The sequence below is a fragment of the Mangrovimonas sp. CR14 genome, from assembly GCF_011764015.1.
In the GTDB taxonomy this organism is placed as follows: Bacteria; Bacteroidota; Bacteroidia; order Flavobacteriales; family Flavobacteriaceae; genus Mangrovimonas; species Mangrovimonas futianensis.
This window is the reverse complement of record NZ_JAAFZY010000003.1, coordinates 540,458-564,702: the sequence shown is the minus strand read 5'-3', so window position 1 is coordinate 564,702 and position 24,245 is coordinate 540,458. Positions and strand designations below refer to the sequence as shown.

Here is a 24,245-nt window from a genome sequence, read left to right as displayed (position 1 = left end):
TAATTTAGAATTTCCTAACTTCTCTATATTTCGAGAATATGCTAACATCCCTAGCCATAAAAAATTATGCGTTAATTGACCACTTACAGGTTCAATTCAATCAAGGACTTACCATTATAACCGGTGAAACAGGAGCCGGTAAATCCATCCTATTAGGAGGTTTGTCCCTTATTTTAGGAAAGCGTGCAGATTTATCTTCACTTAAGGATTCTGAAAAGAAATGCATTATTGAGGCTGTTTTTGATGTGAAACATTATGATTTGGCAGATTTATTCAAGGAAGAAGACCTAGACTATGAGCCTCAGACTATTATCAGAAGGGAAATTTTGCCTTCGGGTAAATCTAGAGCTTTTGTCAACGACTCACCTGTTAATTTATCCAGTTTACAGGCGTTAAGCAAACGATTAATTGATATTCATTCGCAACATGAAACGCTTCAAATAACCGAGGATGATTTTCAATTTCAGATTATTGATGCTTTGGCAGCTAATGGATCTAGAGTAAGTACTTATAAAGACTTGCTTAGAGAGTTTCGATCGCTTCAAAGTAATTTAGACAGGTTGCTTAAGCAAAAAGCAGAGGCTATAAAAGAGTATGATTACCATGCTTTTTTATTGAATGAGTTGGAGGAAGCCAAACTAGACAGTGAAGATTTGGAAGCTTTGGAGGAAGAATATGAAATGCTGAACAATGTTGAGGAAATTCAGGAAAAACTAGCGCATTCGGTAAGCTTATTGAGTGAAGAAGAAATTGGGGTTTTAAAATCTTTAACCGAACTTAAAAACCAATTTCAAGGTTTGTCAGGATTTGGTTCTAAATACCAAGACTTGTACGGACGTATCAATAGCGCATTAATTGAATTGGATGACGTTTTCTCGGAAGTAGAAAATTTGAAGGATGGGGTGGAAACAGATCCTAACAGATTAGAATTTGTCAATGGCAGGCTACAAGTCATTAATAATTTGTTTACAAAACACCTGGTAGATTCGATACCAGAATTATTGATTATTAAGCAAGAGTTGGGAGAGAAGGTTTCTAAGACCGAAAATTTGGACGAAGAAATTTCTGAATTGGAAAACAAAATCCTCCTCAAAGAAAAAGCTCTTAATCAGGCAGCTAAAGAAATTCATGAAAACAGACAAAAAGTAATACCTTCCTTGATACAGCAATTGAAAGATATTTTGTTTCAGTTGGGAATGCCCAATGCGCAATTTAAAATAGAATTACAGCTTGTCAACCAATTTCTCCAAAACGGAAAAGACCAAATAGCCTTTTTGTTTGTGGCTAACAAAGGAGGGAACTTTAATGAGCTTAAAAAAGCGGCGTCAGGAGGAGAGTTATCACGAATTATGTTGGCTGTGAAGGCCATTTTATCTAATTACGTTCAATTACCTACCATCATGTTTGATGAGATAGATACGGGTGTATCAGGCGAGATTTCGCATAAAATGGGACAAATTATGTTGGATATGAGTAAAAACATGCAGGTTTTTGCAATTACCCACTTACCTCAAATCGCAGCAAAAGGGCATAGTCATTTTAAAGTGTACAAGGAAGATAAGGAGGATGTTACAGAAACCAACCTGGTTAAATTAAACCATGACGAACGAATTATTGAGATTGCCCAAATGCTGGGAGGGGTTGAAATTTCAAATTCAGCCATTGCTCATGCCAAACAATTATTGAATTAATACTATCTTTGAATTTTAAAACCATCGTAATAATAAGAATATGTCGTACAATTTATTAAAAGGTAAAAAAGGAATCATTTTTGGAGCTTTAGATGAAAACTCTATTGCATGGAAAACGGCAGAAAGAGTTCATGAAGAAGGAGGGACTTTCGTGCTTACCAATGCGCCAATTGCCATGAGAATGGGGCAAATAAAAGACTTGGCAGAAAAAACAGGCTCTGAAATTATTCCAGCCGATGCCACATCGGTGGAAGACCTTGAAAATTTGGTTGAAAAATCCATGGAAATTTTAGGCGGAAAAATAGACTTTGTACTTCATTCAATAGGGATGTCCATTAACGTGAGAAAGGGCAGACACTATACAGACCAAAATTATGAATGGACTCAAAAAGGAACAGACGTTTCTGCGATGTCCTTTCACAAAGTCATGCAATCTTTATACAAAGCTGATGCCATGAATGAGTGGGGAAGTATTGTGGCCCTTACCTATATGGCAGCACAAAGAGTGTTTCCAGATTATAATGACATGGCCGATAACAAGGCGTATTTAGAAAGTATCGCTAGAAGTTTTGGATATTTCTTTGGTAAAGAGAAAAAAGTAAGAGTTAATACCATTTCACAATCACCTACACCAACCACAGCCGGACAAGGTGTCAAGGGCTTTGATGGGTTTATCAATTATGCTGATAAGATGTCGCCTTTAGGAAACGCAAGTGCATTGGATTGTGCTAATTATACGGTTTCTTTATTTAGTGATTTAACTAAGATGGTGACTTTACAAAACCTGTTCCATGATGGAGGCTTTAGTAACATGGGAGTGAGCCAGGAAGTTATGGAGGCTTTTGCTCCAGAAGAATAAAGTAAAATATTTAGTTTCAATAAATTAAAGGTGTCCAATGGGCGCCTTTTTTTGTAGGGTAATTCGTCGTTTAAATAATGGGTTTTATCGATTTGATAGGATTGTTCACTATTGTTCAAAGTGTTATGCTTAATTTGAAAGCTTAACTATTTATTAATCTATTAAAAACTTATTATGCGAAAAATTACGTTTTTATGTTTTATTGTTTTATTGGCCTTTATGGGGTCAATACACGCCCAAAGCACCATTAATATTACAACATCTGGTGGGAGCTGGACGGGTGAAAAGTGGGTAAGTATAACCACTGAAATAAATGGAGGCGGTACTCAAATTTGGGGTCAAGGAAATGGTACTCAATGTGATGGAGCTGGCCTAATTAATGTTGATATTGAGATCGATCCAGGAACCTATTTTGTTAATTGCTATGATCAGTATGATGATGGCTGGGATGGAACTCTTATCACCGTTACCGCTTATGGTGATGTTATAGGAAATAATGGAGGGGTATCTCCAGATGATGGTGAGGATACAGATTCAGCAACTAGTTGTGAGGGAACACCAGAAGAATTGGAAGCTTCATTTCAAATTATTGTACCAGAAGCACCAAGTTGTTTGATGCCTTCTGGTTTAACAGCTTCAGAAATAACCACTTCATCAGCAATATTATCTTGGACTGAGGAAGGAACTGCTTCAATTTACAATGTAGAAGTGGTAGAAGCTGGAGTAACTCCAACAGAAAACCCAACCGATTCCGGTGTGGCTATCGGGTTTACCAAAACAGGTTTAAGTGTATATACGGAATATGAGTACTATGTGCAAGCCGATTGTGAGGATAATGGAACTAGTGATTGGGTAGGCCCATATTCGTTTACGACACTTCCAACGCCACCAGCAAATGATGAATGTTCTGATGCTGTTTCTTTAACAGTCAATGCCGACTATGATTGTACAGTTGTTACTAACGGGACAATATTAGGAGCAACAGATTCTGGAGTTGATAATTGTGGTGGCACACCAGACGATGATGTTTGGTATAGCTTTGTGGCGACTGATGAAGTTCATATGGTATCTTTAATTAATATTTCGGGATCAACAGTTGATATGTACCATGCTATTTATGACGGTTCTTCTGGTTGTGGTTCTTTAGGGGAACCTTTGGAGTGTAATGATGGTGACTCTTCTGAATTGGATGGACTTACCCCAGGAAATACTTATTACGTTCAAGTATTTACTTGGACATCAGCAGGAGGCCATACTTCTGTTTTTGATATATGTATTGGAACATTGCCTTGTTTGGAAGGAGAGGCCACTGGAACAATTGTTTCTGATTGTGATAATACGCAATTCTCAATTGATGTTGAAGTGACGAATCAAGAGGATATTACTGATTTAACCGATGGAACAACAACTATCGAGGTAACAGGCGAAGGAACCTATACGTTTGGGCCTTATCCCTCAGGAACAGAAGTTGCCATAGATGCTCTACATACAGATGAATATTGTGATTTTGAAGTGGATAGTTTTGAGTATAATTGTCCTCCCTCAAATGACTTGCCAGGTGGAGCCATAGCTTTGACATTAGATGAAGGAGAAGAATGTGGAGAAAATACGATTACGGATATAACTAATCTAGGAGCAACGGATTCAGGTGAAGGTGCTGCGACATGTGGATCTTATAATGGAGGTGATTTATGGTTTACGATTGTAGCTCCTGCTGAAATAATCACGTTAAATGTCTCTAATTTATCAGGTTTAACATCTGTGGCCGGAGCCATTTATTCTGGAACACCGGGAGGTTTTACAGAACTAGATTGTACTGCGTTTGGTTCTGGATGGCCATGGGAAATTTCAGGTCTATCGATAGGTGAAACTTATTATCTTCAAGTATTTGACTATGATAATGATCAAGAAGGTACTTTTGATCTTTGTGGGTATTATATTTCTTGTACTCCAGCAGAGGTTATAGCAGGAGTGGTTCCTAACTGTGATTCAGATGAATTTTTTGTAGAAATTGGTATTGAAACGGTTGATGATTTTGGTGACTTAGTAACTCTTACCGATGGTGCTGGTCAATCTGAAACAGTCAATACCTCACAGCAATTATATATTTTTGGCCCTTATGCAAATGGTACTGAAGTAACTATTACGGCAGAGCACTCAGATCCTGCCTGTGATTTTGAAGTAGGTACTTGGGAATTTTATTGCCCTCCTGCAAATGATGATTGTGAAGGGGCAGAAATGCTGACAGTAGGACCTTCAGTTGAAGCCTATCCAATAGACGGGACAGTTCTAGGAGCAACTGGAGATTCAGAGCCAAATGATTGTGGGTTGAATGGTCCCGGTGTATGGTATGCTATTGTGGTGCCAGCGAATGGAAGTGTCAATATTGAAACAGCTACAGATTCAAATGGAACGACCGGATTTGATTCTGTAATTGAAGCATTTTCTGGGTCTTGTGGTTCACTAACATCGATTGATTGTGATGATGACGGGGCATCTTCAGGAAACTATTCGCTTCTTGAATTGAATGACCTGACACCTGGTGAAACGATTTACGTAAGAGTTTGGGAGTATGGAGGAAATGAAACAGAACCTTTTTCAATTTCTGCATATAATGAAACCCTATCAACTCAAGATTTTGATACCCAAGAATTGTTTTCTTATTTCCCTAACCCGGTTGAAAACAGTTTAACCATTAAGGCACAACAATCCATTGAAATGGTTGAAGTTTACAACATGTTAGGACAAATGGTTGCCAATGAAACACCAAATAACTTGGAAGGTACCATTGATATGAGTGCCCTTGCAGCTGGATCATATTTTGTGAAGGTAACTATTGGAAATAGTTCTGAAACAATTAGAATAGTGAAGAAGTAAAAACTCTGATTTTAATAGAGTTTAATCAATATATAAAAAGGTTGCCCATGGGCAACCTTTTTTGGGTTTTATTATTATTCTAAGTTATTGAATTAAAAATTTTAAAATTTAACGTTAAAAATTAAGATTTATTCTTACATTATGCGCTATAATAAAATAGAAGCATTTCTATTTTTGACCCTATCTGATAACATATATTCTCGTCCTCAAATTACAGCAAATGTTCAATCAGGTTAAATTTATCCGATAAATTCACAATTTTATGTATTTCCTACTAATCAATGTAATCATTAGGATAAATTATTAATAATTTAAAACTGAAATTGAAATATTAAATTATAATTAAATTTTTGTTAATTGTTTTAATGTATTACCTTTTCCGTTCTAATTACTCCTATAAAACTTTAATTAATAAGCGTATGAAAAAAATTACATTTTTATTTTCAATGGTATTCATGCTATTTTTTCAAGGCATGAATTCTCAAATCCAAGTGGGAAGTGGTACGACTACGAGTTCTTCCATTCCTATCTGGAGTTGTTATGGGTATACTTACTCCCAACAAATTTTTTATGCATCAGAAATAAATACAGCAGGTGAGATTACTTCTTTATCTTTTTATCTAGACCCCCAAACAAATGCCAGCAGTTTCGCCAGTAGTACAGACTGGGTTTTGTATTTGGGGCACTCCAGTAAAACTGAATTTGTTTCTACTGACGATTGGGAAGTGGTTGGAAACTTGTCTCAAGTATATGTTGGAACAGTAAGTTTTCCTGAAGAAGGAAACTGGTTTACTATAACATTAGATACTCCTTTTTCCTATAATGGAACAGATAATTTAGTTGTGGGTGTAGAAGAAAACTTGCAAGGTTATAATTGCTCTATGTATTGGGCGACAACAGAGACAAATGTTAATCGATCAATTGCTTATAGAAGTGATTCAAACAACCCAGATCCATCAGCCCCTCCAACGGCTAATTCTATTCACATGTACCACAATAATATTGTTTTTGGTGGTATTCAACCCACTTTACCTCCTAATTGTGACGCAGAGTTAACAGAACCAGTTAATGGTGATATATTTGCTTCGACGACAGGAAATATTGAATGGAGTCCGGCAGGGGGGAGTCCTACGGGTTACAATTTAACCGTTGGTACTACATCTGGAGGTTCTGAAGTGTTTTCAGGCGATGTTGGTGATGTTACCAGCTATTCTATAGGAGCTTTGGATCCAGAAACTATGTATTATGTAACTATTGTACCCTATAATAGTATTGGTGATGCAACTGAGTGTTCTGAATATTCATTTACAACAGCAGCTTTACCAACTTGTACGGCTAATTTAGTTGCAACGCCAGATCCTGATTGTGGGAATATTGGCTCTACTTCTTTGACTTGGGATGCATTGGAATCTGCAGATGGTTATTATTTAAACCTGGGAACAACGCCCGGAGGAACTGATGTCTATGATAATGAAGATTTAGGTGATGTAACGATGTATTCAGTTCCTGGTGATTTTCAAGATGCTGGAATTACTTATTATTGGACCATTGTACCTTATAATCCAGCAGGTGCAGCTGTTGATTGTGCCGAGGAAACTTATACGACTTCCGAAAATTTGTGCTATTGTACTTCTGTTCCAACCAGTGTAGACGGACAGGGAATTACCAACGTTTTATTGGGAGACACAGATTTTCCTATCACCTATGAAGCAGACGGTGCATTTTATGAAGATTTAACTGGTGCCCCAGTTGATGTTTATACAAGTATCAATACCGTTTTAGAGTTAACAATCAGCACAGGTACTTATAGTTACGGTGCATTTGTTTGGATCGATTACAATGATGATTCAGATTTTGATGATGATGGTGAATTGGTATTTACTCCAGATGATACACCAATGTCAAACAGCTTTTTAGATTTGTCATTTACTATTCCTGCAGACGCTGTTTTGGGAGAGCATAGAATGCGAATTATTATGGACTGGAATGGTAACCAAACTGAAGGACCTTGTTATAGTGGTTCTTATGGGCATTCTGTTGATGTTGATATCAATATAATGGAATCAACCTGTACACCAGGAGTTGCTGAAGGATCTTTAATAGAAGATTGTGAAAACAGTCAGTTTTTTGTTGATGTAGAGGTAACAGAAGTTGGTGATATAATTGAATTAACAGATGGAACAACTACTTTATCAGTAACTGAGACAGGTGTGTTTAGCTTTGGACCATATGATGATGCTTCAGAAGCAACCATTTCTGCAGTACATTCAGATGCCGTTTGTGACTTTGAAGTAGGGACATTTACAAATACTTGTCCAATACCTGGTCAAATTTGTGAAACAGCAATTCCTATTACTGCGTTGCCATATGATACCAATGATGATACAGCTAATTATTTTGATGACTATTCTGGATCTCCAGGGAATTGTAATAGCAGTAGCTATTTAAATGGGGATGATGTATTTTATCAGTATGATGCTGTTGCAGATAGTAACTTGTTGATTAGTCTTTATGATTTATCCGACAATTATGCAGGGTTATTTGTTTATACTTCTTGTGAAGATATAGGAACCACCTGTATTGCTTCGGTTTCTAATGGTTGGGGTACTGGTGACCTTTCTTTTGAGTTGGAGGTTACTGCTGGAACTAGTTATTATTTTGTGATTTCTACTTGGGCTTCTCCTCAAAGTACTGAGTATGGTTTCAGTATTATTGAGTACAATTGTGTGCAAGGTGTGGCTGAAGCTACAGTAGATTCAGATTGTGATAACGATCAATTTTATATAGATGTAGAAGTGTCAGAAGTAGGTGATATGATTCAATTAAATGACGGTACTACTACTTTGGATGTTACAGCTGCTGGCACATATACCTTTGGACCATATGTTAATGGTTCAGAAGTTACTGTATCTGGGGTTCATGCAGATTCTAGCTGTGATTTTGAGGTTGGAACGATTGCTTATTCCTGTCCAATACCAGGTCAAATTTGTGAAACAGCTATAGAAATAGGTGAATTACCATATTTAACTAGCGATGATACTGCAAATTACTTTGATGATTATGAAAATGGTTCAAGTAGCTGTAGTTCTTATTACATGAGTGGAGATGATGTAGTGTATTCCTTCACGCCAGATACAGATGATGTTTACACCATTACTTTAAGCAATTTAGGATCAACATGGTCTGGACTTCATGTTTTAGATGGATGTCCAAATACTGATCCTACTTGTATAGGATTCGAAGGAAGCTCAAATAGTGATGATAGAATTGTAGAGGTTGAGTTGTTTGCAGGTTCAACGTATTATATTATTGTTTCTACCTGGGCGTCTCCTCAAAGCACCACTTATGATTTGAGTATTGAAACAGAATCGCTTTCAGTGCAAGATGTGACCATGGACAATTTATTTGAGTTTTACCCTAATCCGGTTTCTGAAACTTTAAATATTAAAGCAAAACAAGTTGTTGAAAAGGTTGAGGTATATAATACTTTGGGTCAAATAGTAATAACTAATTTGCCTAACAATACCAATCCGGTTTTAGATATGAATCAATTAAAATCAGGAACCTATTTTGTTAAAGTATCCATCAACGGTTTGACAGAAACTATTAGAATTATCAAAAAGTAGATGATTTAGTTTAAAAATTTAAGATTATAATTAAAGCCACCTTCAATAAGGTGGCTTTTTTATATAAATGGTATAAACTTTATAATTTACTAGAAGCGAGTTATAAGAGATTTATTTGCAGTGTTTTATATTTATAACACACCTAATTTAATACCTGTTTTATTTGTCAATTTTAAATTCCTTTTGATTGCATTCTGTAATTTATTTGGTTAATTCAGTTAAATTTTGTTGATTTGAAAGTATTTTTTCGCATAAATACTATTGATTAATAACTTGATGAGATTATCAATTAAGCATTGATTTTTTCATTTGTTGCCAATTTGAATGCCCAATTGGGCATTCAAATTTTGCATTAACAGAGCAGGGAAAGAGAAAATGAAAAGTAAGAGAGCTTGCGTTTAAGGCTACAATCAATCCATAAAATGGAACTCTGGTTTTCTTCAAACCACTGAAGGAATAAGGAATGAAAATAAACAGAATAGGGAGAGTTGCTTTATTTCTCTCTTTTAATTTTTATAATTGGTTCCACTAAAACGATTAGATTCATTTAAGATTAGATGCGTCTACTTAACTAACCAACTATGCAAAAGCCACCCTAATTTTGGGTGGCTTTTTTTATTGAAAATTTAACATTTAGTCATTAGTGCCTAAACAAAATTTCTAAGAATATCATTAACAGCTAATTAATAATTAAAAATCTGATTTTTAGTTTCAAATTGTAATTTCAAATTCTTGATATGGGGGTTTGTAATTGTTAAATTTATAAAATTTATACGGTTTTAGTTTCATATTGTTATTTTTGCAGGCGATTGAATAACCTTTTTTAATAATATCAAAATGAAAAAAATTACACTTTTAACTTGGGCTTTAGGTCTAGGATTTTTTACTAATTTACAAGCTCAGTATTGTACACCTACTTTTAGTGGAGGATGTGGAACTGGTGAAGAAATCGAAAGTTTCGAAATTCCTGATGCTGAATTTACTCACTTGAATACAGGGTGTTCTACCGCAGGATATGGAGATTACACCTCAACAATCATCACTTTGGCTGAGGGTGTAAATTATGACTATTCAGTATCCTTTATTACAGCTTTCCAAAGTTTGAAAATTTGGATTGATTTTAATGATGATGAAGTGTTTGACACTTCTGAATTAATCTCAGAGGATACAACATTTACTTTTAATGATGTCCTTGCCGAAGGAACGATGGCTATACCTGCCGGGGCTAATTTAGGACTTCATCGCATGCGTGTTATGAATCGATATGCAACTACCACATATGAAGCTTGTGGCAGTGGAAATGCTGGTGAAGCTCATGATTATATGGTTGACATAGTGGAGAGTGAGGGCCTATCTATATCCTCATTTGAAAACTTGAATTTTGGTTACTATCCAAATCCAGTTGATAATGAATTAAAGATCACATCTCATAACACTATAAACCAAGTTGTGGTTTATAATTTGATTGGACAGGTCATAAAAACTGTAAATCCAAATAAGATGAATGCTGTTATTGATTTTTCAGATTTACAAGCTGGGACTTATCTATTGAAAGTAACTGTTAATGGAAATGCAAAACCAATAAGAATTGTAAAAAAGTAATTTACAAAACATCGCTTATTATCCAATTAGCCATCCTAAATAAGGGTGGCTTTTTTTATGTTCTTTAACTACATTTGTTTTATGGAATTGCAATTTTCATTTATAATACCCATTTATGACCGGCCCCAAGAACTTGAAGAGTTGTTAATGAGCCTCTGTGAACTGCATGCAAATGCTCCCTTTGAGATCGTAGTAGTAGAGGATGGGTCAACAATTTCCTCTAAAGGGGTTGTGAATGAATACGCTGAAAAGCTTAATATTTCTTACTATTATAAAGAGAATTCAGGTCCTGGCGATTCAAGAAATTATGGAATGAAACGTGCCAAGGGGAATTATTTTCTCATTTTGGATTCAGATTGTATCATACCCAAACATTACTTGGTTGAAGTAGAGAGGAGTTTGGCCGATAGTTTTGTTCATTGTTTTGGAGGGCCTGATGCAGCTCATGAGACTTTTTCCAATTTGCAAAAGGCGATTAATTTTTCCATGACGTCTTTTTTGACTACAGGGGGCATTAGAGGCGGAAATGAATCGGTTGATAAGTTTCAACCCAGAAGTTTTAACATGGGATTATCTAAAGAGGCTTTTCTAGCCTGTGGTGGCTTTGGAACCATTCATCCAGGTGAAGATCCTGATTTAACGCTCAGACTATGGAATTTAGGTTATGAAACAAGATTAATACCTTCAGCATTTGTGTATCACAAAAGACGAATCTCATGGAAAAAATTCTACCAACAAGTGAGAAAATTTGGTTTGGTGCGGCCCATTTTGAATCATTGGCACCCCACTTCCAAAAAAATCACCTATTGGTTTCCTAGTCTTTTTGTTTTGGGTTTTATGGTCTCATTAATTTTAGTGATTTTTAAAATCTATTGGCTGTTCTTTTGTTATATGGCTTATCTTGGAATAGGTTTTGCGATAAGTTTGTGGAATAACAAAAGCTTTACTGTAGCCATATTGAGTGTCCCCGCAATTCTTGTTCAGTTTGTGGGATATGGTTTCGGTTTTTTGGAATCCACAATTAAAATTGGTTTCTTGAAAAGAAATCCGGAGAAAAGTTTCCCTAAATTATTTTTTAAACATTGATGGTTGCCTACTTAAAATCTAAAATATTATCATCTTTTAAGAGTAAAAAAATAAATGTGTTTTTATTGTTTTTACTTTTTTCATTTATTGTTTTGGTGTTTCTGAAACTCTCTAGCGTTTATACCAAAACCATTAGATTTCAAGTAAACCGTTTAAATGTTCCTGAGAACCATGTCATATTAAACAATAATAATCAAGTATTAAATTTATCAGTAAGAACTAGCGGATTTAACTTGTTGAAGTACTATTACAAGAACCCGCAAATTGACATCGACTTTAAACGCAATCTATTTATTAAAGACAGTACTTATTATTGGATTCAGAGTAAAGGTTTTTCAGCTATTAATGATCAATTTGCTAAGGATGTAGAGATTATTAGCATGACGCCAGATACTTTAAAGTTTCGATTTGATGTTAATGCTGTAAAGAAAGTGCCAATACAATCAGAAGTTCATTTAAATTTTCAACCTGGTTACGATTTGTTGGAAGATATCAGCATTGAGCCCGATAGTATCAAAATAATCGGCCCCGAAATGTTGGTTTCAAAAATTAAATCCATCAAAACGGATTCTTTAGTGATCAACAATATTCAAGCTGATATAAATCAAGAGGTGACATTAATATTACCTGATAATAAAGAGGAAAATTTGGTTTTTTCTCATAGCAAAGTTTTAGTGAAGGGACGTGTAGAGAAATTTACAGAAGGACAATTAAAATTGCCTGTTAATGTCATTAATGTGCCACAGGATATTAATTTGAAATATTTCCCTAGAAAAATATCAGTTACATATTCCTCTAGTTTGTCTAACTTTAATTCCATTAAGGCTGGAGATTTTAAGGTAGTTTGTGATTTTGCCAAGGTAGTGGAAGGTACCAATTACTTGGTTCCAGAAATTGTGCAAAAGTCAGACCATGCAAGACATGTGAAAATGTCGAAACAACCTATTGAATTTATTATTTTAAAATGATGATTGTAGGATTGACAGGAGGTATAGGATCTGGGAAGACTACGGTTGCTAAGATGTTTCAGGAGTTTGATATACCCGTTTATATAGCCGATGATGAGGCTAAAGAACTTATGGTGACATCCAAATTTATAAAGAGGAAGTTGATAGCCTTATTTGGAGATAACGTGTATGTTCAGGGTCAGTTAAATAAACCTTTGATTTCCCAAGCTATTTTTAATGATAAGGAAAAGTTGAAACAAATGAATGCCATCGTTCATCCGCGTGTTGGTCAACATTTTGATCGTTGGGTCAAAAAGCAAAACACTCCTTATGTGTTGAAGGAATCAGCTATTTTATTTGAAAGTGGGGGAGCTGATCAATGTGATTTAATAGTTACCGTAACAGCACCAAAAGAAATTAGAATTGAAAGAGTGCTAGAGCGAGATCACTCCTCAAAAGAGAATGTTGAGTCTATTATGGCCAATCAACTTGAAGAAAAAGAAAAAATAGCGAAATCAAATTTCGTAATCCACAATTTAAACCTGGAAGAAACCCAAAAACAAGTTCGAAAAATTCATCTGAAAATTCTTCAAAAAGTAGGATGAACCTTGCATTTTAACATTTTTGTTAATGTAAGGTTAAAGGGACAGTTGCCTAAATGTTAAAATGTTAAATTTGAACGATGAGCAAGAAGATATTCATCGTACTAATCCTGCTAATGAGCTTATCCCTTGTGGGAATTATCTTTGTGCAGGCCTATTACATTAATAATTCCATAGTCAACGAGGAAAAGCAGTTTACTTTTAATGTAAAAAAAGCTTTAAGTTATACTTCGAGGGCCATTGAAAACAGGGAGTATAAGGAGCATATTAACAAGCTTCAACAACTGGAATCGGAAGGATTTGTGGTTGATACTACTGGGTATCAGGAGTTATTTTTGAAACTGGAAGGCGATAATAATAGTGAGCCCATCATTTATAGAAATAGTATTTTAGAAGAGAACTACAAGTTATCTTCATCGATCTTTGACATAGGTTTAGACAGTATTACCATAAAACGGGTTTTAAGTAATAGAAGTACCAATAAAGTGGTTCAATCCAGTTTGTTAGAGCCTCGAACCGATGGAAGTTTTAGAGGAAGTTTGCTTAGGGCAGGTGAGTTAACTAGGGCTAAAGAAGTCTTTTATGATGAATCATATAGAGATTTGGCTTTTAGAACACCTATCTACAAAAGAGTTTCTGAAGAAGAAATAGAAAATCTTTTAACCAAAAAACTGAAAGAAGATAACATCAATTTAGGATTTCAGTTTGCTATCTACAGTAATGATTTAGCAACAAAGGTTCAAAGTGACAATTTTGAGTTGGATAAGGCCACAACTTTTGGGGTGACCATTTTTGAAAACGAAAATGATTTTAATCATTATAAATTATTGGTGAATTTTCCTAGTAGGAATTTGTTTTTACAATCGTCAATTATAAAAATGACATTGTTATCCATCATCTTTACTTCAATTATCATTATAGCCTATACGAGTGCCTTAATGCAATTATTCAAGCAGCGTAAAATTTCTGAAATTAAAACAGATTTCATCAATAATATGACGCATGAATTCAAAACACCTATCGCTACTATTAACTTAGCTTTGGATGCGATAAGAAATCCAAAGGTAATTGAAGATACAGATAAGGTGATGCGTTATTTAAATATGATTAAAGATGAAAATAAACGCATGCATGCCCAGGTTGAAAACGTGTTGAGAATTTCAAGGCTAGAGCGTAATGAACTTAATATAAGTAAGGAAAGAGTTGATTTACATGAGCTAATTGAAGATGCCATTACACATGTAGAACTACTTGTTGAAGATAGACAAGGATTTATCCAATTACATTTAGATGCTGAACAAAATTCAGTTTTGGCTAATGAAAGCCATTTTACCAATGTAATAGTAAATATTTTGGATAATGCCGTAAAATATACACCAGAGGGTCAACCTCCTAAAATTGATGTTTCGACAGAGAATGTTGGAACAAATATTTTATTGAGAATTAAAGATCAAGGAAGTGGTATGAGTAAAGCAGCTCAAAAAAGAGTGTTTGAAAAGTTTTATAGGGAACATACTGGTGATAGGCATGACGTAAAAGGTCATGGTTTAGGTTTGGCCTATGTAAAAAGAATCGTAGATGACCATCAAGGTCATATTTCTGTAGAAAGTGAAAAAGACAAAGGAAGTACCTTCATTATTAGGCTTCCATTAATATCATAAAGCTATGAGTGACGCACAACAAAAGAAGATTTTATTAGTAGAAGATGATCCTAATTTTGGAACTATTCTTAAGGATTATTTAATGATGAATGATTATCAAGTTACCCATGCCAAAAATGGAATGGAGGGCTTTGAAAAATTCAAGAAAGACGACTTTGATTTATGTATCTTGGATGTCATGATGCCTTATAAAGATGGTTTCACATTGGCAAAGGAGATTAGGGATAAAAATTCGGATGTACCAATTATATTCCTAACTGCTAAGGCCATGAAAGAAGATGTCTTAAAAGGATATAAGGTGGGAGCAGATGACTATCTTAACAAGCCTTTTGATAGCGAGGTCCTGTTAATGAAAATAAAGGCTATTATGCAACGTAAAGCAACAGAAACGGTTGCAGATAGTAAACAATTTGAATTCCAAATAGGAAAGTTCCATTTGAACTCAAAATTAAGGTTCTTAACCTATGATGGCGGGGAGCAAATTAAATTATCTCCTAAAGAAAATGAATTATTGAGATTGCTTGCTCTTCATGAAAATGATTTAATGCCTAGGGAATTGGCCTTGACAAAAATATGGCGTGACGATAATTATTTTACTTCAAGAAGTATGGATGTATATATCGCTAAGTTGAGAAAATATTTGAAACTAGATGAAAATGTTGAAATACTTAACATACATGGAGAAGGATTTAGGTTGGTTGTAAACCAAAGTGCTTAAAATCATATACCTATACAATAAAAAAAGTCCAGCTATTAGCGGGACTTTTTTTTTAATATTTATTGATATCATTCATATCCAAACCTGATAGAAAATCACTTTCTCCAATGGTCTGCCCTTTGGACGAGTCATAATCCACAAGAATTTTCCATAGACCATTTTCTTGAATTAAAATCACATGAAATTTTCCATAATAGGAGGCTTCTTCATTCGTTTTTGGATTTAATGTAAGCTTGTATATTCCTATTTCAGATCCGGTTTTGGCATTATGGATCCGTTCATAAAACCGGAATGAAATGGTTTGGTTTCTACTTGATTTTTGCCATCTCCTTTGATATCCGGACATATAGTCTTCAAATTCCATAATTCGCTTACCATCAGCATTAACGCGTATTAATTCTTTACTGTGGATGCTTTTAAAGAGATTTAAATCCTTTGTTTCAAAGGCTTTGGTAAAAGGAATCCAAATTTGTTTGTTGATATTTTCTAGTTCAGATTGGTTCTGGGTAAACCCATTAACCGAAAATAAAAAAAGAAATATAAGTAGATTAACTGATTTCATGATTGTTTAACTTGTTGTCAATGGTATTAACAATTTCATTAAGAGGTGTTTCGTAGTCAAACCAAATGGTGGATTCATTTTTCTTAAACCAAGTTAGTTGTCGTTTTGCAAATCGTCTTGAATTTTTTTTGATTTCAGAAATGGCAAAATCTTTAGTCCAAGCTCCTTCTAAAAACATGAATAGTTCTTTGTAGCCAACGGTATTTAATGCATTTAAATGCTTTTTAGATTCTAGGGATTTAACTTCCTCCAAAAGTCCTAAATCCATCATAAGGTCTACCCGTTGGTTGATTCGGTCATAGATGATGTTTCGATCTGCGGTTAGTCCAACGTGAATGGTTTCAAATGGTCTTTTGGATTCTTTTTTATTTAAAAATGATGAGTATGGTTTTTTGGTTCCTAAACAAATCTCTAAGGCTCTAATGACTCTATGTGGATTGTCAATGGCTATCGTTTGATAAGATTTTGGGTCAAGTTTTTGAAGTTGCTTTTGAAGGGATTCTAAACCAGATGTTGCTATTTGTTCATTTAAATCCTCTCGAATTTTCGGATCAATATCCGGAAAATCGTCTAAACCTTTGGTAACAGCATCTACATATAGACCAGAACCACCAACCATAATGACTATGTTGTATTTATTAAATAAGTCTTCAAGTTTTGATAGGGCATCTCGTTCAAAGCTTCCCACATTGTACTCATCTTCAATGGATATGTGATGGATGAAGTGGTGCTTTGAAGCTTTGAGCTCTTCCTTGGTAGGAGCTGCAGTCCCAATACTCATTTCCTTAAAAAATTGTCTAGAGTCAGCAGAAATGATTTCTGTGTTATAATACTGTGCCAATTTAATGCTAAGGGAAGTCTTTCCAATAGCCGTAGGGCCAACAATAGAAATTAGGAATTTTCCTTTATGCATCATTAATTAAATAACCGCATTTGTAACAATACTTAGCTTTGTCTTTATGACCTTCAACAGAACAATTTGGGCATGACTGCGAATTGATATCAATTTTAGTATGCTTTTTACTTTCTAAATTAGAATCCTTCCTATGGCTATCTGATTGACTTTTGGCATATTCTGCCGATACTATTCCCGTAGGTACAGCAATGATACCATATCCTAAAATCATAATGACTGCAGCAATAAATTGTCCCAAAGGGGTCGTAGGAGCAATATCTCCAAAACCTACTGTTGTTAAGGTTACAATGCACCAATAAACACTTTTAGGGATGTTTGTAAATCCGTTTTCTTCGCCTTCTACTAAGTACATAATCGTTCCAAAAATGATGGATAAAATAAGTACGGCATACAAAAAGACTGATATTTTGGCTCTACTTGCTTTAATAGCCATGGTTAACTGGTTGGATGCACCCAAAAAGCGTGCTAATTTCAGAACTCTAAATATTCTTAATAATCTTAAGGCTCTTAAGGCTACCAATGCATGTGTTCCCGCAAAAATGATGGAGATGTATTTAGGAAGTGTTGATAATAAATCTATAATTCCATAAAAACTAGTAATATACTTAATAGGTTTTTTAACGGTAATTATCCTGAATATATACTCGATAGTGAATAGGATCGTAATAATCCATTCAGAGATATTTAAAGCTTGGTGATACTTGGCATCAAAGCTTTTTATGCTTTCAAGCATCACCAATAAAATACTTGCTAGAATGGCAATTAGTAGTATAATATCAAACAGTTTCCCTTCAGGGGTATCTGCCTCATAAATGATTTCATGAAGCTTTTCTCGCCAATCAGATTTCTTTTTGGGATTGTTCATATTATAAATGTAACAAAAAAAGAAGTTTAAGTCCTTTTAAGGGAGATTAAAGATTTTGTTTGAAAATTAGTGACTAAGTTCATGAATTCCTTTAAATAAGGATAGTACCCAGGCTCATATTTAGCTTTCAGAAAGTCAATTTTTAATAAAAGTGTTACCACGTTATTGTTGTTTGTTGAGGTAAAAATTACTCTTCCCGAATTTTCAGGTAGGCTGTAATTTTTACTTTCAGGTAAATCAATAAGGGTGTAATCTTCTCCTAAATCTATTTCCATGGAATACATAAAAGAATCTTTATATCCAAAATCAATAGGATAGGTTCGTTCTTGCAATTTAAATGGATTTTTGCTGAAGAATTTAAATAGGAATGGGTCAAAGTATAATCTGTCAGCAACTTCATTTAATTGGACCTCTACATCAAATTTTTCAATTAAATCATTGGAATATTGATTTTCACTTTTCATTTCGAAATTAGAGATTTCAATATTTTCATTTTGATCCAATAATTTTGTTTCATAATCCGTAGGATTTCCATAATAGGATTTCTTTCTTGGCAAGGAGTGGTAACCCCTTGCTGCCGTATTCACAGTTCCTGTTATTTTTCCATTGTCAGCTTTTAGTTTTACGTGATAAATGATATTTGAAGAACTTTTTGGCTCAATGGAAACCCAAGAGCTACCTTCTTTAAAATCTAGCAAACGTCCTTCATCATTAAGGCAACGGTAGGGGAGTTCACCAAATGGCATGTATTTATCTGTGGCGTCTAAATAATAGGTGTTGCCATCGATGGATGCTTGAACAATGATATAATTAAAATCAGTTAAAACAGGGAATATTTTAGTGGGAAAACCATTTGCTCTTGTTGAGAGAATTATTGGTTTGACATCAATACCATTCTGTTCTAAAACATTATGCAAGAGGATGTTTATTTCTCCTGAATTTCCAGTTCCTTTTTTTACTAAATCTTTAACTGCAACATCCTTCATCAAATGAAATTCTCCATTCCAAGTATAGTTTTCTTGAATGAAATGGTAAATGGATTCTGCTCTTTTTAAAAGATTTGGCTCCTCAGAAATTTCTGTAGGAATTAATTCTTTAGACACTGAAGATTTTCTCAATTGCCTACCAAAACTTTCATCAGTTCTTAACTCCTTATCGACGTCATCCCAGGTTTTGGTGTAATGTTTTACACGACCATCAAACCCTCTAAAAGTTTTTAGTTCATACTCAATTCTTGAAAGATAATTGTATTTGTTAGTCATATAATCTTCAGGTATGAAAGCAGGAATGTCTTTCATTATGTACTGTGATTCGCTGCAATTTGCATAAGAACCGTTGGGGCCTGAAAGACAATTATTTCGTATCGTTTCCCATTTGTCGTACAAATTTTGATAACCAACTAATTTGATACTATACTCCCAGTTTCCTGGTATGCTTGTATTGTACTCACTGTAGAGTTTAGGAATTTCATCTTGAAAATCCCAGCCTTTATATTTGAATAAAAAGGGAGAGATTATGGTGTAAGAATAGGTAATTACAGAGCCCTCTTTGATATTTGGAAAAGTAAATTTTACCAAGGTGTAGTTGTCATCATACTCCTCTTCAAATATAGATTCTTTTTCTAATTTTGTTTTAGTTACACGCCCACCATCCAAATTATAGGTTGTTCCCGTAATATCTTTTACAACTTCATTTCCTTTGTTTGAGTGGTATTCTAATTCTGTAATGGTTGCTTGTTCAAAGCCTTTTTTGTTCAGAATTTTTATTTTTTTCTTTATTTCTGTGTAAAGCTTATAATTGTCTTTGTCGATGTAACTGTTTCCATATTCATATAAAACAACAGCATTTGCCGTTGAGTCTTTAGCAAAGTAATTTGTGGAAAGATCTTGTCTGGTTACGGTTAAGTCTTCAGAATTAAATCCTGATTGGGCTTTTAAAATAAATGAGGTTAAGAATAGTGTGGTTAGAATTAGGTGTTTTTTCATTGTTTAGTTAGTAATAGATGATTTTTATTTTTTTCTTTCGTCTTAAATAGCTTTGAATAATATGTTGAGAATCTCGATTATTCTCCATAGGTGTAATTATAGATTCAAGGATATGGGCGTTGACTATTTGATAATTTAAATCAACATAGCCCAGACCAGCAAAAACACCGTCTTTAATTAATATGACACTTTTTTCTTCAATATCTCTCCCTCGGTCTATAATGGCCATATTTTTTCCAGAATAGGAGTTTTTATCTATTAATTTTTGAACTCTTTTATTGTATTCTTCCGTTGGTTCTTCAGAAATACATGCTCCTTGACATTGTTTAATGGTATAATTAAAACAATTGGATTTGGTTGGGTATAAACCTACTAATTTTTGACAAAGTCCATACTCTTCAACAACATTAAATAGAAATTGTTTAGCACTTTGCCTGTTACTAAATGTCGTTATGGCTTGCTTTCTGCCATCGGCCTTATCAATCTTTAAATTGATGTATCCGTTTTCATCTGTATAACTATAAAGAGCATGTGTGAATATATTTCTTCTGAGTGCTCGGTTGAATAAAGGTCTTAACTTCTTAATTTCTTCACTTTCTTTAAGAAGCGCCACCAATTCACTGCCCGTTTGCTCATAGGTTACAGCAGCTGTTTGGAGTTGTATTTTTTTTGATTTGGGATTGGTGTTTGAAAAATGCTGACTAATTCTGCTCTTAATATTTTTGCTCTTCCCAATATAAATAACATCGCCATACTCATTATGAATGTAATAAACCCCTGTTACGGTAGGCAATTCATCAATAATTCGTTTTAAATTGGGTTCCATTTGATATTTAGGCTCCATTCGGATGGCATCCTTTACAATGTATTTATCCAAATCTTTATTTAGGAGCATCTTAAACAGTTTAACAGTAGCCATGGCGTCGCCACTAGCTCTGTGCCTGTCACTAACAGGAATCCCTAATGATCGGGCTAATTTTCCTAGACTATAAGAATCTTGACCCGGAATGAGTTGCTTTGAAAGTTCAACGGTACAGAGTGTTTTTCGCTTGTATCCAAAGCCTAAACGGTGGAATTCCGTTCTTAGAATGCGATAATCAAATTTGGCGTTATGGGCAACAATAATGCAATCTTCAGTAATCTCCACAATACGTTTGGCAACTTCGTAAAACTTGGGGGCATTGCGCAACATGTTACTATTGATACCTGTCAAATTCACTACAAAGGGTTGAATCTCTCTCTCTGGATTGACCAATGAAATAAATTGGTCTACCACCTTATGACCATCAAATTTGTAAATGGCTATTTCGGTAATACCTTCTTCATTGTATTTCCCTCCTGTTGTCTCTATGTCAAGTATAGCGTATATAAGTAAGCTCTTTTTTTTTTAATGATAGTTTCGTTCTCCAAAAATGCTGCTTCCTACTCGAATCATATTGCTTCCACTTTGAATAGCCAATTCATAATCGCCACTCATTCCCATAGAAATGGTTTTTAGGTCACAACGCTCGTTCTCAATAGTTTTTAAAGAAGCAAAAGCTGATTTTAAACGGTCAAATTCATTTTTTATTTGATTCTGATCCTCTGTAAACGTGGCCATTCCCATGACACCCGTTATATGAATATGATTCAAAGGTTCTAAATCTTTAGATTGAAGTAGATTCTTTGCATCTTGAATGGACATACCAAACTTAGAATCTTCTTCTGCGATTTTTATTTGTAGTAAACAATGGATTGTTCGATTATTTGCAGAGGCTTGTTTGTTAATTTCCTTCAGAAGTTTTAGTCTATCTACCCCATGAATCAAACTAACAAAAGGAGCCATGTATTTGACCTTATTTGTTTGTACATGTCCTATCATGTGCCATTGGATATCTTTAGGTAGGCTTTCATATTTCTCTGCCATTTCTTGAATTTTATTTTCACCAAAAATTCGTTGTCCAGCTTGATAGGCTTCCATGATATCCTCATTGGGTTTGGTTTTGGAAACGGCAACCAGAGTAACTTCCTTAGGAATTTGGTTTAAAATACTTTCAAGATTTTCTTTTATACTCATAGGTAATTTTTAAAACTCATAAATGGTAACACCACTGCGTAATTTTGGTAAAACATAGGTGCTTTTCGGGGGCATGGTTAGACCTTCATTTGCAATTTGTTTCATTTGCTCAACAGTCGCTGGAACCATACCAAAGCCTACCTTGTAATCCCCGCTGTCAACACAACTTTTTACATCCACAATGTCATTTTTTCCATTGGTGTATTCGATGCGGTCATTATGCCTTAAATCTGAAATTCCTAAAATAGGGTTTAAAATGGTCTTGTAAAGCAATTGAGCATCTAGGGTATCCAGAGCGGTTTCAAATTTATATAACGATTTTCTTAAATATAAAGAATAAAATTCACCATCCATATACATGCTGAAATGATGTTGTTTGGAAGGCTTGTAAGCTTTTTTGCCTCGATTTTCGATGCGATACCAGGCATCCAATTTAATAAGAAATTCTTCTTTACTCAACCCATTAAGGTCTTTAACCAATCTATTGAATTCATAAATTTTCAAATCAGATTCAGGAATCAAATAACTCATAAAATAGTTATAGGGTTCCTGGGGGTTATGGTTTGGATTTTCACTTCTTAAATCTTCATAAAGAAGAAAAGAAGAAGCAGAACGGTGGTGCCCATCTGCTATATATATCACTGGCATTTTTTCAAATTCCGCTTGTATTTTTTGAATTGATTGATCATCTTCAACCAACCACATGTAATGAGTGTCTCGGTAAGTGGTTGTAAACTCGTATTCCGGGCGGTTTTTTTGAACTTTGGCTATTATTTGAGCTATGGATGCATTGTCAGGATACGTTAAAAGTACAGGTTCGGCATTAAATCCCACAGCTTTAAGATATTCCTTGAAAATAATTTCCTTGTACGCCAAGGTATCCTCATGCTTTTTTATAGCATCCTTTTCATAATCTACGGCACTGGCGGCCGCAATTATTCCATTGAATACATCACCATCCCTGTTTACAATGCGATACACATAATAGGTTGGCTTTTCATCTTCTATAAAAATGCCATCTTCTTTAAATTCTAGGTATCTATTCTTTACAAGACCATAACGAGCTTTTCCAACAACATCTTTTGCAAACCGATACCCAGGATTTATAATATGTAAAAACGAAAACGGATTATCCCTTAACCTAGATTCTACCTGCTCTTTGGTGTAGCTTTGGTAGGACCTAGAAGCTACAAGACTCACCTTATCTCTGGTGGGTCTAACAGCTTTAAAAGGAATAATATGGGCCATTTATAAATGTTCTTTTTTAGATAAATTGTTTAGACACCTTTTCAGCTTTTCTACTTTCGGAGTAATCATAAAAACCTTCTCCAGATTTTACCCCTAACTTTCCAGCTCTTACCATGTTAACTAGCAATGGACAAGGAGCATATTTAGGGTTTTTAAATCCATCATACATCACTTCCAAAATAGATAGACATACATCCAACCCAATGAAATCTGCCAATTGTAACGGTCCCATGGGGTGAGCCATTCCTAATTTCATTACAGTATCAATCTCTGAAACTCCAGCGACTCCATTATAAAGTGTTTCAATAGATTCGTTTATCATTGGCATCAAGATTCTATTGGCTACAAATCCTGGATAATCGTTTACTTCAACTGGAATTTTACCCAATTGTTTTGACATTTCCATGATGGTATTTGTTACTTCATCACTTGTATTATAACCTCTTATTATTTCAACAAGTTTCATGATAGGAACCGGATTCATAAAGTGCATTCCGATAACTTGATCTGGTCTAGCAGTCACAGAAGCGATTTGGGTGATAGAGATTGAGGAGGTATTGGTTGCCAAAATCGTGTCCTCTGAACAGTCATCGCTTAACTGTTTGAAAATTTTTAATTTAAGGTCAATATTTTCAGTGGCTGCTTCTACCACTAAACTAGCATATTCAACTCCTTCTGTTATATCAGTAAAAGTGGTAATGTTATCTAAAGTATTCTTTTTGTCAGCTTCAGTAATAGTCTCTTTTGAAACCATTCGGTCCAAATTTTTTGTAATGGTATTCAAACCTCGCTTTAAAGATGCTTCACTTATATCAATAAGTTGTACTTTAAATCCAGCTTGAGCAAAAGTATGTGCGATACCATTTCCCATGGTTCCGGCACCTATAACTGCTACGTTTTTCATAATAATAATTTTGTGCTCCCGCCAAAGCGGGATTGTTCTT

18 protein-coding genes are annotated in these 24,245 nt (G+C 34.6%); 10 read left to right on the top strand and 8 right to left on the bottom strand.

Annotated elements, in window-relative coordinates; genetic code table 11:
* Positions 1-38: 38 nt before the first annotated feature.
* The 10 genes from recN (at position 39) to GZ212_RS08450 (ending at position 15,669) form a co-directional block, all read left to right on the top strand.
* Positions 39-1,691, top strand: coding sequence for a DNA repair protein RecN (gene recN / locus GZ212_RS08495; RefSeq protein ID WP_166958957.1), 1,653 nt, complete (start codon positions 39-41; stop codon positions 1,689-1,691).
* Between the two features lie 40 nt (positions 1,692-1,731).
* On the top strand, positions 1,732-2,550 hold the full coding sequence (locus GZ212_RS08490; protein ID WP_166958955.1) for an enoyl-ACP reductase: 819 nt from the start codon (positions 1,732-1,734) through the stop codon (positions 2,548-2,550).
* A gap of 174 nt (positions 2,551-2,724) precedes the next feature.
* Positions 2,725-5,427 (top strand): T9SS type A sorting domain-containing protein, encoded by a 2,703-nt coding sequence (locus tag GZ212_RS08485; RefSeq protein ID WP_166958953.1) that lies wholly within the window; start codon positions 2,725-2,727, stop codon positions 5,425-5,427.
* Positions 5,428-5,846: 419 nt separating this feature from the next.
* Positions 5,847-9,053: a GEVED domain-containing protein gene (locus GZ212_RS08480; RefSeq protein WP_166958951.1), complete on the top strand. Its 3,207-nt coding sequence runs from the start codon at positions 5,847-5,849 to the stop codon at positions 9,051-9,053.
* Positions 9,054-9,890: 837 nt separating this feature from the next.
* Entirely contained in the window at positions 9,891-10,655 is a 765-nt protein-coding gene (locus GZ212_RS08475) for a T9SS type A sorting domain-containing protein (protein WP_166958949.1), read from the top strand.
* An 81-nt stretch (positions 10,656-10,736) separates the two neighbouring features.
* Positions 10,737-11,741 (top strand): glycosyltransferase family 2 protein, encoded by a 1,005-nt coding sequence (locus tag GZ212_RS08470; protein ID WP_166958947.1) that lies wholly within the window; start codon positions 10,737-10,739, stop codon positions 11,739-11,741.
* A gap of 65 nt (positions 11,742-11,806) precedes the next feature.
* Positions 11,807-12,709 (top strand): YbbR-like domain-containing protein, encoded by a 903-nt coding sequence (locus tag GZ212_RS08465; protein WP_240923789.1) that lies wholly within the window; start codon positions 11,807-11,809, stop codon positions 12,707-12,709.
* Entirely contained in the window at positions 12,706-13,293 is a 588-nt protein-coding gene (gene coaE / locus GZ212_RS08460; RefSeq protein ID WP_166958945.1) for a dephospho-CoA kinase, read from the top strand. The genes GZ212_RS08465 and coaE overlap by 4 nt, the downstream gene beginning before the upstream one ends.
* 77 nt (positions 13,294-13,370) lie before the next feature.
* On the top strand, positions 13,371-14,951 hold the full coding sequence (locus GZ212_RS08455; RefSeq protein WP_053971902.1) for a sensor histidine kinase KdpD: 1,581 nt from the start codon (positions 13,371-13,373) through the stop codon (positions 14,949-14,951).
* Positions 14,952-14,955: 4 nt separating this feature from the next.
* Positions 14,956-15,669 (top strand): response regulator transcription factor, encoded by a 714-nt coding sequence (locus GZ212_RS08450; RefSeq protein WP_053971903.1) that lies wholly within the window; start codon positions 14,956-14,958, stop codon positions 15,667-15,669.
* A 52-nt stretch (positions 15,670-15,721) separates the two neighbouring features.
* Here the strand turns inward: GZ212_RS08450 and GZ212_RS08445 are convergent, their stop codons facing one another.
* Genes GZ212_RS08445 through GZ212_RS08410 form a run of 8 tightly spaced genes read right to left on the bottom strand, consistent with a single transcriptional unit; the run spans position 15,722 to position 24,205 of the window.
* The gene (locus tag GZ212_RS08445) at positions 15,722-16,231 is read right to left on the bottom strand and encodes a DUF4440 domain-containing protein (protein ID WP_166958943.1); all 510 of its coding nucleotides are present in this window, start codon (positions 16,229-16,231) and stop codon (positions 15,722-15,724) included.
* Positions 16,218-17,147 (bottom strand): tRNA (adenosine(37)-N6)-dimethylallyltransferase MiaA, encoded by a 930-nt coding sequence (gene miaA / locus GZ212_RS08440; RefSeq protein WP_240923788.1) that lies wholly within the window; start codon positions 17,145-17,147, stop codon positions 16,218-16,220. The genes GZ212_RS08445 and miaA overlap by 14 nt, the downstream gene beginning before the upstream one ends.
* Positions 17,137-18,012 (bottom strand): ion transporter, encoded by an 876-nt coding sequence (locus GZ212_RS08435; RefSeq protein WP_166958941.1) that lies wholly within the window; start codon positions 18,010-18,012, stop codon positions 17,137-17,139. The genes miaA and GZ212_RS08435 overlap by 11 nt, the downstream gene beginning before the upstream one ends.
* A 26-nt stretch (positions 18,013-18,038) precedes the next feature.
* A complete protein-coding gene (locus GZ212_RS08430; RefSeq protein ID WP_166958939.1) occupies positions 18,039-19,997 on the bottom strand; it encodes a DUF3857 domain-containing protein in 1,959 nt (652 codons plus the stop codon).
* Between the two features lie 7 nt (positions 19,998-20,004).
* The gene (locus tag GZ212_RS08425) at positions 20,005-21,366 is read right to left on the bottom strand and encodes an exonuclease domain-containing protein (protein WP_166959085.1); all 1,362 of its coding nucleotides are present in this window, start codon (positions 21,364-21,366) and stop codon (positions 20,005-20,007) included.
* Positions 21,367-21,384: 18 nt separating this feature from the next.
* Positions 21,385-22,053, bottom strand: coding sequence for a YggS family pyridoxal phosphate-dependent enzyme (locus GZ212_RS08420; protein WP_166958937.1), 669 nt, complete (start codon positions 22,051-22,053; stop codon positions 21,385-21,387).
* Between the two features lie 9 nt (positions 22,054-22,062).
* Positions 22,063-23,301: a DUF1015 domain-containing protein gene (locus tag GZ212_RS08415; RefSeq protein WP_166958935.1), complete on the bottom strand. Its 1,239-nt coding sequence runs from the start codon at positions 23,299-23,301 to the stop codon at positions 22,063-22,065.
* 16 nt (positions 23,302-23,317) lie between these two features.
* Positions 23,318-24,205: a 3-hydroxybutyryl-CoA dehydrogenase gene (locus GZ212_RS08410; protein ID WP_166958933.1), complete on the bottom strand. Its 888-nt coding sequence runs from the start codon at positions 24,203-24,205 to the stop codon at positions 23,318-23,320.
* Positions 24,206-24,245: the final 40 nt, after the last annotated feature.

Excerpts from the sequence above, each read along its gene's own strand:
- recN (WP_166958957.1), top strand. The coding sequence starts at position 39 with ATGCTAACATCCCTAGCCATAAAAAATTATGCGTTAATTGACCACTTA.
- GZ212_RS08490 (WP_166958955.1), top strand. The coding sequence starts at position 1,732 with ATGTCGTACAATTTATTAAAAGGTAAAAAAGGAATCATTTTTGGAGCT.
- GZ212_RS08485 (WP_166958953.1), top strand. The coding sequence starts at position 2,725 with ATGCGAAAAATTACGTTTTTATGTTTTATTGTTTTATTGGCCTTTATG.
- GZ212_RS08480 (WP_166958951.1), top strand. The coding sequence starts at position 5,847 with ATGAAAAAAATTACATTTTTATTTTCAATGGTATTCATGCTATTTTTT.
- GZ212_RS08475 (WP_166958949.1), top strand. The coding sequence starts at position 9,891 with ATGAAAAAAATTACACTTTTAACTTGGGCTTTAGGTCTAGGATTTTTT.
- GZ212_RS08470 (WP_166958947.1), top strand. The coding sequence starts at position 10,737 with ATGGAATTGCAATTTTCATTTATAATACCCATTTATGACCGGCCCCAA.
- coaE (WP_166958945.1), top strand. The coding sequence starts at position 12,706 with ATGATGATTGTAGGATTGACAGGAGGTATAGGATCTGGGAAGACTACG.
- GZ212_RS08455 (WP_053971902.1), top strand. The coding sequence starts at position 13,371 with ATGAGCAAGAAGATATTCATCGTACTAATCCTGCTAATGAGCTTATCC.
- GZ212_RS08450 (WP_053971903.1), top strand. The coding sequence starts at position 14,956 with ATGAGTGACGCACAACAAAAGAAGATTTTATTAGTAGAAGATGATCCT.
- GZ212_RS08445 (WP_166958943.1), bottom strand. The coding sequence starts at position 16,231 with ATGAAATCAGTTAATCTACTTATATTTCTTTTTTTATTTTCGGTTAAT.
- miaA (WP_240923788.1), bottom strand. The coding sequence starts at position 17,147 with ATGATGCATAAAGGAAAATTCCTAATTTCTATTGTTGGCCCTACGGCT.
- GZ212_RS08435 (WP_166958941.1), bottom strand. The coding sequence starts at position 18,012 with ATGAACAATCCCAAAAAGAAATCTGATTGGCGAGAAAAGCTTCATGAA.
- GZ212_RS08430 (WP_166958939.1), bottom strand. The coding sequence starts at position 19,997 with ATGAAAAAACACCTAATTCTAACCACACTATTCTTAACCTCATTTATT.
- GZ212_RS08420 (WP_166958937.1), bottom strand. The coding sequence starts at position 22,053 with ATGAGTATAAAAGAAAATCTTGAAAGTATTTTAAACCAAATTCCTAAG.
- GZ212_RS08415 (WP_166958935.1), bottom strand. The coding sequence starts at position 23,301 with ATGGCCCATATTATTCCTTTTAAAGCTGTTAGACCCACCAGAGATAAG.
- GZ212_RS08410 (WP_166958933.1), bottom strand. The coding sequence starts at position 24,205 with ATGAAAAACGTAGCAGTTATAGGTGCCGGAACCATGGGAAATGGTATC.